The organism is Arthrobacter sp. ZGTC412 (genome assembly GCF_002929215.1).
Classification (GTDB): domain Bacteria; phylum Actinomycetota; class Actinomycetes; order Actinomycetales; family Micrococcaceae; genus Arthrobacter.
On the sequence record NZ_PJII01000021.1, the window covers coordinates 15704 to 27768 of the forward strand.

The following is a 12065-nucleotide window of genomic DNA, read 5'->3' on the forward strand; positions in this document are numbered from 1 at the left end:
GCTCTCTCACTGCTCCGCCTTCGCTACCCGCCGAAGAGCGGCGAAAGAGAAGTCCAGAATTGGCGGATGCCCAGGACGACAAACAGCAGGGCGCAAACTCCCAGCGCAATGTTGGAGTGCAGTTTGTTGGCCCAGGCCTTGGGTATCCGCCTGCCGTTGAGCAGACCGAGCAGAGTCAGTGCCAGGAACGGCATAAACAGCGAACCCAAAGCACCGTAAAGCAGGATCAGGCCGATGGGCTGGCCAAGGGCGAAGAGGACCATGGGCGGGAAGGTGAGCCACAGAATGTAGAACTTGAAGTATTTCCCGCCCACCCGGGTATCAGGGTGCCCGGATTCCTTACCCCGCATGTTCCCCCAGAAGTCGGCGAACATCAGGGAAACACCATTCCAGACGCCGATGATGGAGGAGAAGGAAGCAGCCCAGAACCCGACGAGGAAGCCGGTTCCCACCACGTCGCCGTACTCCGCCTTCAGGACGTCGTAGAGATCCAGGAGCCCTTCATCGCTCGCACTGAGGGAGACACCCGCGGAGCGGACAACCTCCGCGCCCACGATGAGCATGGCGATCACGAAGATCCCGGTCATCACGTAAGCCATCGAGTTGTCGATCCGCATGACCTTCATCCACTTCGGCGTGTACCAGCCCTTTTCGCGGAGCCAGTACCCGTAGGCCGCAAGCGTGATGGTTCCGCCCACGCCGCCTGCCAGGGCCAGGGTGTAGAAAACGCCGTCGTCGGTTGAGGGGATCATCGGGATCAGGCCGGTGAGCATTTCCGGGATGTTTGGCGCGGCAATGATGGCCAGGCCCACCACGGTCACAAACATCATGCCCACCAGCACGGCAGTGATCTTCTCGAAGGTGGCGTACTTGCCCCACCACACCATCGCGAAACCGGCCAGACCCATCAGGATGGCCCATGCCCACAACGGCAGGATCGGGAACACGGCCGCGAGCGGCAGGGCCGCGGAGGACATGGCCGTGGCTCCGTAGACGAAGCCCCAGATCATGATGTAAGGCCCGAAGTACCAGGTGGTCCACTTGCCGAGGGAACGCCATCCCTCGAAGATCGTCTTTCCCGTTGCCAGCGTGTAGCGTCCCGCGCCTTCAACGAGGATGATCTTCAGGACCACGCCAACGATGACAGCCCAGAAGAGGCCGTAACCGTACCGGGAGCCCGCCACCAAAGTGGCCACCATGTCAGCAGCGCCCACCCCGGTGGCTGCGACCACCAGGCCGGGCCCGACGATGCGCCATTTGGCGGGACGGCCGCCGTCGTCATCAATGCGGTCGGCATGGCCGGCCTTTGACGCAAGCTGCTGCGGCGGGTTGGCCGGACTGTTCGTTGGGCCGGTGCTGTCCATGGCGCCGTCGCTCATGGCTCCTCCTCGGTGTCGGCTGGTAGACAAAGAACTCCTGCCAACCTACGCGCGAGTGACGCCACCGCCAAGGCAACCCGCCACTAAAGTCAGCTCCCCCGGTCCCTCAGCCATAGCTGCCAAAGCCTTTACGTCGCTGTCGGGACGGCCAGCGCGGCGGGCGAGGTGAACTGGTGCGTCCCGCCGCCGACGCTGCGGTGCTCACCGCCCGGAAGTACGACGTCGGCCTCCACTCCCTCAGGTACCGTCGCCTCGAGGTGGAGAACGCCGTCGTCGAGCTTCCATTCCACACGGACGGTTCCGTGTGGCGTCTTCAGTGCGGTCTTTGCCCAGTCGATTCCCTGCCCGGGCACGGGCGCGATCCGGACCTTGCTGTACCCCGGCGCCAGCGGGCTGATCCCGCCAACCGTTTTGTGCATCCAGTCGGCCACCGCGCCGAGGGCGTAGTGGTTGAAGCTGGTCATCTCGCCGGGGTTGATGGTGCCGTCCGGAAGCATGGAATCCCATCGCTCCCACACGGTGGTGGCCCCCATGGTCACCGGGTAGAGCCAGGACGGGCAGCCCTGTTCCAGCAGCAGGCGGTAGGCCTCCTCACTGTGGCCCGTATCCGTGAGGGCCCCGGTGATGAATGGGGTACCGGCGAAACCCGTGGATACGCGGTAGTTGTTCTTTCGGACCAGCTCAGCGAGGCGCTCTCCCGCGAAATCAACGTGCTCCGGGCTGGGAAGGATCCCAAACGTGATGGCAAGCGCGTAGACCGTGGTGCAGTCGCTGTGGATGGTGCCGTCGGCCGCCACGTAGTGCTCCAGGAACGAGGCCTGGACCCGTGCCGCGAGCTGCTCAAAGTACTCGGCGTCGTCCTGGTGCCCCAGCAGCCGTGCGGTCTTCGCGGTGATAGAGGCGGTGCGGAACATGCAGGTGGTGGCGACGACGCCGGTGTCCGCCTTCGCGTCCCACGGCTTGTCCGGATCGGCGTCCGGGTCCAGCCAGTCACCGAACTGGAAGCCCTGGTCCCAGAGCCCGGTGGGCGAAAGCAGCCCCTCGACGCGGCGGGTGTGCGAGGCCATCGATTCGTACTGGTTCTTCAAGACTGTGTCATCGCCGTAGGCCTCCCACAGGGCCCACGGCACCCAGACGGAGGCTTCGCTCCACAGAGCGGATGATTCCGGCGCAGGGAACTCTGGTGGCTGCGGGCAGTATTTCAGCGCGTCGGGGACCGTGATGGGCACCAGGCCGTCGGCTGCCTTCTGCTCGGCCGCGAGGTCCAGGAGCCAGTCCTGCAGGAAGCCCTTGACGTCGTAGAGGAACGCCGCGGTGGGGGCGAACACTGCGATGTCCCCGGTCCAGCCGAGCCGCTCATCGCGCTGCGGGCAGTCGGTGGGGAGGTCCAGGAAGTTGCCCCGGAGTCCCCAGACGATGTTGCGGTGCAGCTGGTTGACCAGTTCGTTGGAGCACTCGAAGGTGCCGGTGCGCTCAAGCTCCGAATGGACCACCACCGCCTCCAGCGAGTCTTCGGTGAGCGTGCCGGGCCAGCCGGACACCTCTGCATAGCGGAAACCATGGAACGTCTTGGTGGGCTCGAAGAAGTCCTCACCGCCGGACAGGATGAACGTGTCCGCGGCCTTGGCGGACCGGAGGGGGCGGACACCCAGCTCGCCGTCTTCCAGCACTTCGGCATGCCGCACGGTGATGGCCTCCCCCGCCTCGCCCTCGACGGTGAACCGGAGCCAGCCCACCAGGTTCTGTCCAAAGTCCAGCAGTGTTTTGCCGCTGGGCGACGTGAAAATCTGCACCGGCTTGAGAACATCCGCGCGCACCACCGGCGGGCTGACCGGCTCAGCCAGCCGGTCGACGTCGAACTCCAGCGCGCGCACCCCCGCCCAGGTCCCGGCGTCGAAGTTTGGCTCCGCCCAGCCGGGCTGGTTCCGGCGGGCATCGATGGTCTGCCCGTCGTAGAGGTCGTTCTCGGTGGTGGCCGAGGGGCCTGACTGCCAGGAGGAATCGGAAGCGACGCACTGGACGAATCCGTCCTCGTACTCGACCTCCAGCTGCCCGAAGAACCCCAACTGGTCCCCGTAGAGGTTGGACATGCCATGCCAGGCGAGGCGCCCGCGGTACCAGCCGTTGCCCAGGGACACACCGATGACGGTTGCCGGCTGCACCAGCCCGGTCACGTCATAGCTGCGGTAGCGGAGCCGCCATTCGTAGGAGCTCCAGCCGGGGCTCAGCACGTCCTCCCCCACCGGAACGCCGTTGATGACAGCCTCGTACACGCCGAAGGCCGTAGCCCGCAGCGTCGCCTTGGCCACGGCGCCGTGGCCCTCCGCCAGCCGGAATTCCTTGCGCAGGAGCGGGGCGCCGTCGAAGTCTTCGTCGGGGGTGATCATGGCTGCTTGCCAGGGTGCCAGGGGCATGGGGTGGTGTTCCGTTCTGCTGGTCGCCGGTAGGTGACGGAAGGTCAGGGGTTCAAAGGGTCTGGCTGGTTACGAAGCGTAGTGGCAGGCGACGGCGGAGCCGCCCACCAGCCGGAGTGCGGGGCGTTCGTCGCGGCAGAGGTCCGTGGCCAGCGGGCAACGGAGCCGGAAGGGGCATCCTCCGGGACCGGGGGTGGCAGCTGCTCCTGTCCGCACGCCAAGGGACACGCGGGCCTGCCGCCGCGCGGCCTGCTCGGCGGGCCGCGGTACGGGGGACGCTGTCACGAGGGCTTGCGTGAACGGGTGCTTGGGGTTCTCGGTGACGGCGGTGGCAGGTCCGCTTTCCATCACCTGCCCGCGGTAGAGGACCACCACGCGCTGGGCCAGGAACTGGACCACGGCGATGTCGTGGGCGATGAAGAGATAGCCCAGGCCGCGCTCATCGCGCAGGTCGGCCAAGAGGTTCAGTACTTGGGCCTGGGTGGAAAGGTCCAGGGCGCTCACGGCTTCGTCGCAGACCACCAGTTTGGGGTCGCAAATGAGGGCGCGGGCCACGGAGATCCGCTGGCGCTGTCCGCCCGAGAACTGGCTGGGGTACCGGTCCACGGCCTCGCGGGGCAGGCCCACGCGTTCCAGCATGTCCTCGGCGCGCTGCCGCGCCCCTGAAGCATTGACGCCGCGGAGCCGGAGCGGTTCAGCCAGTGAGGAGCCCACCGTATTCCGGGGGTTCAGCGAGGAATTGGGGTCCTGGAAGACGGCCCGCAGTTCTCCGCCCAGTGCCCGGCGCTGGGAGGCGCCGGCGGAGGTGATGTCCTTGCCTTGGTAGGTGATGGACCCGCCGGAGACCTTTTGCAGTCCCAGGATCGCCTTGCCGATGGTCGACTTGCCGGAGCCGGACTCCCCCACGAGTCCTACGGTTTCGCCTGGGTTGATGCTGAAGCTGACGTTGTCGACGGCGGCGGGGGTCGCCGCTGCCTTGCGTCCGCGTCCGTAGCGGACCACCAGGTCCTTGACTTCCAACAGGGGCTGGGCGGCAGCGGGCAACGGTGCTTCCGGGCGGACTGAGGTTGCGGTGCTCATGCGTGATCCTTTTCGGCAGTCCTGTGTTCAACCAGGTTCAGAACGTGGTGGCTGGGTACGTCGGTTGCCACCCAGTCCAGGCCATCGACGGCCAGTTCATCCGCCGTGACGCAGCGCACCACGCCGTCGCCCGTTCCGGAAGGAAGCAGCGGAATCGGGACCAGGCAGGCGGAGCCGGCGAACTGGCAGCGAGCGGCGAAGCGGCACGTGCCGGGCCAGTCCTTGGGCTGCGGAACCTGGCCGTTGATGGTGGCCAGCCGTTCCGGCATGTCCGCGGCATGGTTCGCGTGCGGGTCAGCGGCCAGCAAGGCCAGGGTGTAGGGGTGGCGCGGGTTGTCCAGGATGTTGTCCGTCCTGCCGTTTTCCACCACCTCGCCCGCGTACATCACCGCCACCTGGTCGCAGAGGTCGGCCACCACACCAAGGTCGTGCGTGACCATCACAACGGACATCCCGGTGTCCTTCACCAGGCTGCGCAGCAAGGAAAGGATCTCCGCCTGCACGGTGACGTCCAGTGCGGTGGTGGGTTCGTCGGCGACCAGCAGGCGGGGCCGGCCGGAGAGCGCCAGGGCAATGGCCACGCGCTGGGCCATGCCGCCGCTGATCTGGTGCGGGTAAGTCTTGAGGATGCGCGCGGCGTCCACGATGCCTACCTTTTCCAGCAGGCTCAAGGCCTCCGCCTTCGAGTCGGCGCGGCCCATCCCGCGGAGCCGGCGGATGGCGGCGGTGAGCTGGTAACCCACTGTGAACATGGGGTCCAGGGCGCGCATGGGTTCCTGCGAGATAAGGGCGATGTCGCGTCCGCGGATGCCTTCCATATCCTTATCCGTGGCCGCGGCCAGGTTCTTGCCGTTCCAGAGGATCTGGCCGCCGGTTACGGAGACACCTGAGGGAAGCAGTCCCAGGAGGGACAGCGCCGTCATGGTCTTGCCACAGCCTGATTCGCCCACCAGGCCCAGGACGGTGCCGGGCTCGACGTCGAAGGAGACGTCCGTGACCAGGCGGACTCCGTTGTCCACACCCACGGAGAGGTTGCGGACGCTGAGTGTGTCCTTCGGAGCATCCTCTGGAGCCGGAGTAGCGGCCGCGATGGCCGCAACAGCTTTGGCGCGCTGGCGTCGGGCAGCGGCGGAGGGCAGGTGAGAGGCGGTGGCATTGGGTGACTTGCCAAGGGCGTTGCCAATCGCGTTGGCGGCCAGGACTGTCAGCGCCAGCACGGCGCCGGTGGGGACCATTAGCCAAGGGGCGTCGTAGACGTGCTGCGAGGCGCCCTGGATCATGCCGCCCCAGCTCGGTTGGGGAATCGGCGGGCCGAAGCCGATGAACGCCAGGCCGGCCTGGATGAGCATGCCGACGGCGAAGATCAGGGCTGACTGCACCACGATGGTGTTCGTGAGGCCGGGCAGCACATGCCGGAGGCTGATGCCCACCGTGCTGACGCCGTCCACCTTGGCCGCGTCCACGTAAAGCTGGGACTGCAGGGACTTGGCCTGGCCCAGTATCACCCGGTACATACCCGCTGAAATGAGCACGCCGAGGATTGCCATGATGAGCGGGATGTTGGTTCCCACGGCGCCGATGACGGCCAGGATGATGACCGTGCCGGGCAGGGACATCATGATTTCGGTGACGCGGCTGATGGCGTTCTCCGCGCGCTCACCTGCGGCTGCGGCGAGCATCGCCAGGAGTGTTCCGAGTCCGACGGCGACGATCACCGTGATCATGGACGTCCCCAGCGTGCTGGCCGCTGAAGCAAAGATCCGGCTCAGGAGGTCCCTGCCCAGTTCATCAGTGCCGAGCCAGTGCGCGGCGGTCGGCCCAGACAGGACGGCGGTGAAGTCCTGGTCCTCCGTTTTGAAGGGCAGCCACAACGGCGCGGTAAGGGAGGCGGCCACCAGCGCGGCCAGCCAGATGACCCCGGCGATGCTGGCCGGCGAGCCGAGCAGCTTGCTGCCGGAGTATCTCTTAGCGGCACTTTGGCGGGGTGCCTGGGGAAGGACGGCAGCCGCCGTCGGCTCCGCTGAGTCTGCAGGTGCGGGGGCAACGTTGGGGATCATGAGGCACGCAACTTCGGGTCGAGGAACTTGGTGGCGAGTTCCAGCACCAGGTTCACGGCAACCACCACGACGGTGGCGATCACCACCACGCCCTGCACGGACGGGGCGTCATGGGTGCTGACGGAGTTCTGGACGGCCTGGCCGAGGCCCGGCATGGCGAACAGTTGCTCGGCGATGACGGAACCTCCGAAAAGCTGGATGAACTGCAGCGCGATGCCTGCCACGATGGGGAGGCTGGCATACCGCAGGGCGTGGACGTAGAGGATTTTCCAGGTGGGGGTGGCGGTGGCCCGAAGGGTACGGATGTGTTCCTGCTGGAGCGCCTCAAGCATGGAGGCCCGGGTCTGGCGGGCGATAAATGCCGCACCGCCCACGGCCAGGGTGATCACCGGGAGGGCCAGGGACAGCGCCCAGTCCTGCGGGGAGTCCTCGAACGGGACGTAGCCGGTGGCCGGAAAGACGGAGGACTGGACGGCCAGAAGGTAGACGAAAATAATGCCGATCCAGAAGGCCGGAAGGGCCACTGCCATACCGGCGGCGCCGCCGATGATCCGGTCCACCGTGCCGCCGCGGACCGCAGCCGTGACGCCGAGTGCTATGCCGAGGACGGCGCTGAGCAGGGTGGCTCCGGCGGCGAGCGACGCCGTGACGGGAAGCCTGCTGGCGAGGTCTGTGCTGACGGATCGGCCGTCGATCAGCGAAATGCCCAGGTCACCTTGGGCTGCGGCGCCGAGCCAGCTGAAGAACTGGACCAGGAGGGGATCGTTCCAGCCCAACCGCTGGTTGACCTCATCGATTGCTTCCTGGGTGGCCCCGGCGCCGAGGGACACGGCTCCGGGGCTGCCGGGCATTGCGTGCACCAGCAGGAATGCCAGCACTGCAACCACCAGCACGGTGGCCAGCGCCATCAGCAGGCGCTTGGTGATGAATAGTGCCATGGTGACCTCCATCGGTCAGGCCCTGCCGGGCGGCCTCTTCGCAAAGACCGCCCGGCAGGTGCGGGTATTAGCTGGCCGGCTTGTAGGACGAGAGGAGCGGGTAGGCGTTGGTGCCGGCGAACTCCACCGGCGCCACCTTCTTGGTGTTGTAGCCCTGGTTGGTGAGCGCCTCGTACAGCGGGATCATCCAACCGGACTCCACCAGGCGGGTGTTCAACTTGGTGGCTGCTGCCTTGACCGCGGCGTCGTCCTTGGCGGCAGCCAGCTCGCCGGTGGCTGCGCTGAGCTGCTCATCGGTGGCCTTCTGCACGTTGGTGAAGCCACTGAGGACAGCTCCGTACATCACGCCCACGGGGTTGTCCCAGTTCAGGGGCGCGTAGCCGAGCGGCGTGGTGGCGACGGCGGCGAAGGCTTCGTCAGTGGAGGAGGACATCTTCACGTTCATGGTGATTCCGACGGCGGCGAGGTCCTTTTGAACTGCCTGCAGGTCCGTCTGGGTCTGGGCGCTGGCGATGATGGTGAACTCAAAGCCGTTCGGGTAGCCGGCTTCGGCCCGCAGGCTCTTGGCCTTGTCCGGGTTGTAGGCGAACTTGGTTTCGATGTCCTTGGTGAAGCCTGCGGAGTCCTTGGGCAAGACGTTCCAGGCGGGGATGTCACCCTTGTGCAGCGCGTCCACCAGGGCCTGGCGGTTGATCGCATACTGGATGGCCTGCCGGACCTTCTCCTCGGCGAACGCCGGGGCGGTCTTGCCGATCTTGTCGAAAGAGATCATGGTGTTGACGGTGCCGCCGATCTGGGACACACCAACGCCCTTGGACTTGACGAAGTCCACGGTGTTGGAGGTCAGCATGGCTACGTCCGCCTGGCCGGAAACCACGGCGTTCGCGCGGGCCTGCGGGTCCTGAACCACGCTGAAGATGACCTTGTCGAACGAGTATTTCGCGGCTTCCGGGCTCTTGCTGTTCTTCACCAGGACGTACTTGTTGCCCTTTACTGTGCTGGGATCCAGGGTGTAGGGGCCGGACCCGTCCGGGGTGGCTGCGAGGGTAGCGGTGTCGGTGACGCCGTTCTTGCCCACGATCATGCCGGTGGTGGAGGCCAGGTTCTTCTCGAAGCCGGGCTGCGGCTTGGTGAAGGTCAGGGCCACCTGGGTGGGGCTGACTACGTCCACTGAGGCGATTTCCTGCGCGCCGCCCTTAGCCACGGCCGAGTAAGCGCTCAGCGCGGGATCGGACCGGCGGTCGAGGTTTGCCTTGACCAGTTCTGCGTCGAGCTTGGACCCATCCGTGAAGGTCACGTCGTCCTTGAGCGTCAGAGTCAGGACCGTGTTGTCTGCGTTGTAGCTGAACTCCTTGGCCAGGCCCGGACCTGCCGAGCCGTCCGGCTGAAGCGTCATCAGGCTCTCGTAGAGGCCCTCGAAGAACTGCCGCTGGGCAGCTGAGACGCGCAGCGGGTCAAAGCCGAACGATGCGGAATCGCTGTCGATCGCGAGGGTCAGGGAGCTGGTGTCCGCTTTGGCGGTGGCCTGGCTGGAGCCGCCGCCACAGGCGGTCAGCGATCCCAGCAGGAGCGCTCCAGCCAGGACGGCGGAGCTCGCACGGGCGGTGGCGTTCAGAAGTTTCATGTAGTGCGCCTTTGCATTCTGATGTGACAACGGAGGAGAAGTGTTGTGGGGCTGGCAGCTGGCCGGCTCCCTCCAAGCATCAGATGCTGGCGTTGGGGGCTCACATGAGAATGTCATTGATTGAAAAAGTATTGTGGCCCCGGTCACGCGCCGGGACAGGATTGAAAGCCAGGGCAGAGAGGCCCCGGGCGCCGTACTTTGGCGCTGGACTGAAAGGAACTACATGACCGTCCCTACAACATTCCCGCAGGACTTCCTCTGGGGCGTCGCGAGCGCAGGCCACCAGGTGGAGGGGAACAACGTCAACAGCGATACCTGGTTCCTTGAGCACCTGCCCGGCAGCATGTTCTCCGAGCCGTCAGGTGACGCCGTGGACCACTACCACCGGTACCGCGAGGACATCGCCCTGATCGCAAGCCTCGGGTTCACCACCTACCGGTTCTCCCTCGAGTGGGCGCGCATCGAGCCGGAAGAAGGACTTTTCTCAACCGCCGAACTGGGCCACTACCGCCGCATGCTGGAGGCCTGCCACGACCACGGCATCACCCCCGTGGTTACGTTCCACCACTTCGCGTCCCCGCGCTGGCTCCTGGCCCTCGGCGGCTGGGAAGGAGCCCGCACTGCGGAACTCTTTGCCCGCTACTGCGACCGGGTGATGGAACACATGGGCGACCTCATCGGCGTCGCCTGCACTCTGAACGAACCCAACCTGCCGTGGCTGCTGGAATCCTTTGGCATCGGCGGCGTGGCACCGGAAAACCGCGGCTCCGTGCCTGTCTGGGCAGCAGCAGCGGAACGCCTGGGCGTCGACGCCAGCACCGTGGCCCCGTTCCAGTTCTGCTCCACCGAGGCCGCGTTCGACGTGAAGCTGGCAGCACACCGGGCTGCCACCACCGCAATCAAAGCCCGCCGGCCCGAACTGCTGGTGGGATGGACGCTCGCCAACTCGGACATCCAGTCGATCCCCGGCGGCGAGGGGCTTGCTGACCAGGTGCGACGCGACGTGAACGAACGTTTCCTCGAGGCCTCCCGTGGTGACGACTTCGTGGGCATCCAGACCTATGGCCGCACCGTCTATGGCCCGAACGGCCACGTGCCCGTCCCGAAGGGCGTGGACACCAACCAGATGGGCGAGGAGATCTACCCGCAGGCCCTCGAGGCCACGATCCGGGAAGCCCACCGTATTGCCGGCATTCCCGTAATCGTCACGGAAAACGGTTTGGCCACTGAAGATGATTCCCAGCGGGTGGACTACCTTAGGGTCGCCGTGGACGGCGTTGCCTCGTGCCTGGCGGACGGCGTGGACGTCCGCGGCTACATCGCGTGGACGGCATTCGACAACTACGAGTGGGTGTTTGGCTATGGGCCGAAGTTCGGGCTCATCGCCGTGGACCGGGAAACCCAGGAACGGACGCCGAAGGAAAGCGCCCGCTGGCTGGGCCGGCAGGCGCAGGTGCACGCGGCGAAGGCAGACAACGCCGAGGCCAGCAAGGCACCTCAGCCGGCGGCCTGACCGGATTCGCGCATTCAGTGGTGAGGCGGCGCCCGTCCGCCTCACCACTTTGCAAGGGGCAGTCCTCTTCTTACCGCGGGATCCGGCTGCCCGAAGCTCTGGACAACTCCCCCGCGGCGTAGCACGATCTGAGTTGTGACCACCACCCCCGTCTCCGATGTCCGCCTGCGTGAGCTTCGTGAGCTCCGGCGCGTCAAGGACCGGATCGACCGGGAGTATGCGCAACCGCTGGACGTTGAATCGCTGGCCCGTGGGGTCCACATGTCCGCCGGCCACCTGAGCCGCAGGTTCAAGCTCGCCTACCAGGAATCGCCCTACAGCTACCTGATGACGCGGCGCATTGAGCGAGCCATGGCGCTGCTTCGCCGGGGTGACCTTTCCGTCACAGAGGTGTGCTTCGCCGTCGGCTGCTCCTCCCTGGGCACCTTCAGTACCCGCTTCACTGAGCTGGTGGGCATGCCGCCGAGCGTCTACAAACAGGAAGCGGAAAGCTCGACGGCGGGCATCCCCGCGTGCGTGGCGAAACAGGTCACCAGACCGGTCAGGAATCGAGAAGCGCCCGCTCCGGAGCCGCAACTAGCATGACTGCCATGAACATCAACATCAGCTCCAGTTTCCTTCCGCACACCGATCCGGACGCTTCCCTGGCGTTCTACCGCGACGCCCTCGGCTTCGAAATCCGCAACGATGTTGGCCGCGGCACCATGCGGTGGATCACCGTGGGCCCCGCCGGGCAGCCGGACGTCTCGATCGTCCTGTACCCGCCCGCCGTGGACCCCGGCATCACCGACGACGAACGCCGCACCATCGCCGAGATGATGGCCAAGGGCACGTACGCCACCGTCATCCTGTCCGCCCCGGACGTGGACGCGGCGTTCGCCAAAGTGGAGGCGAGCGGGGCCGACGTCGTCCAGGAACCGGTTGACCAGCCCTACGGGATTCGCGACTGCGCCTTCCGGGACCCGGCAGGCAACACCGTCCGCATCAACCAGCAGCCCTGAGCTGGGAGGATTGAAACCAGCGACGCCCGGGGGAGGCTGCCAGCGCGGCCTCCCCCAAG

The 12065-nt window shown here is 66.3% G+C and carries 9 protein-coding genes; 3 read left to right on the forward strand and 6 right to left on the reverse strand.

The window, feature by feature from the left end:
- Positions 1 to 23 precede the first annotated feature (23 nt).
- From CXQ88_RS18370 to CXQ88_RS18395, 6 genes are all read right to left on the reverse strand, one after another.
- A complete protein-coding gene (locus CXQ88_RS18370; protein ID WP_258061996.1) occupies positions 24 to 1379 on the reverse strand; it encodes an Nramp family divalent metal transporter in 1356 nt (451 codons plus the stop codon).
- 128 nt (positions 1380 to 1507) lie between these two features.
- Complete coding sequence (locus CXQ88_RS18375; RefSeq protein ID WP_104045569.1) at positions 1508 to 3793, reverse strand: glycoside hydrolase family 78 protein; 2286 nt, start codon at positions 3791 to 3793, stop codon at positions 1508 to 1510.
- A 69-nt stretch (positions 3794 to 3862) separates the two neighbouring features.
- Positions 3863 to 4873 carry an oligopeptide/dipeptide ABC transporter ATP-binding protein gene (locus CXQ88_RS18380; protein WP_104045570.1) on the reverse strand — a complete coding sequence of 337 codons (1011 nt, stop codon included), beginning with the start codon at positions 4871 to 4873 and terminating at the stop codon, positions 3863 to 3865.
- Positions 4870 to 6930 carry a dipeptide/oligopeptide/nickel ABC transporter permease/ATP-binding protein gene (locus tag CXQ88_RS18385; RefSeq protein ID WP_104045571.1) on the reverse strand — a complete coding sequence of 687 codons (2061 nt, stop codon included), beginning with the start codon at positions 6928 to 6930 and terminating at the stop codon, positions 4870 to 4872. The genes CXQ88_RS18380 and CXQ88_RS18385 overlap by 4 nt, the downstream gene beginning before the upstream one ends.
- Positions 6927 to 7880, reverse strand: coding sequence for an ABC transporter permease (locus tag CXQ88_RS18390; RefSeq protein ID WP_104045572.1), 954 nt, complete (start codon positions 7878 to 7880; stop codon positions 6927 to 6929). The genes CXQ88_RS18385 and CXQ88_RS18390 overlap by 4 nt, the downstream gene beginning before the upstream one ends.
- A gap of 55 nt (positions 7881 to 7935) precedes the next feature.
- Positions 7936 to 9492 carry an ABC transporter substrate-binding protein gene (locus tag CXQ88_RS18395; protein WP_104045573.1) on the reverse strand — a complete coding sequence of 519 codons (1557 nt, stop codon included), beginning with the start codon at positions 9490 to 9492 and terminating at the stop codon, positions 7936 to 7938.
- A 223-nt stretch (positions 9493 to 9715) separates the two neighbouring features.
- Between CXQ88_RS18395 and CXQ88_RS18400 the strand changes: the two genes are divergently transcribed.
- The 3 genes from CXQ88_RS18400 (at position 9716) to CXQ88_RS18410 (ending at position 12006) form a co-directional block, all read left to right on the forward strand.
- Positions 9716 to 11005, forward strand: a complete 1290-nt coding sequence (locus CXQ88_RS18400; RefSeq protein WP_104045574.1) for a glycoside hydrolase family 1 protein — start codon at positions 9716 to 9718, stop codon at positions 11003 to 11005.
- Positions 11006 to 11140: 135 nt separating this feature from the next.
- Positions 11141 to 11590: a helix-turn-helix transcriptional regulator gene (locus CXQ88_RS18405; protein WP_104045575.1), complete on the forward strand. Its 450-nt coding sequence runs from the start codon at positions 11141 to 11143 to the stop codon at positions 11588 to 11590.
- On the forward strand, positions 11587 to 12006 hold the full coding sequence (locus CXQ88_RS18410; protein WP_104045576.1) for a VOC family protein: 420 nt from the start codon (positions 11587 to 11589) through the stop codon (positions 12004 to 12006). The genes CXQ88_RS18405 and CXQ88_RS18410 overlap by 4 nt, the downstream gene beginning before the upstream one ends.
- The last annotated feature ends 59 nt before the right edge of the window (positions 12007 to 12065 follow it).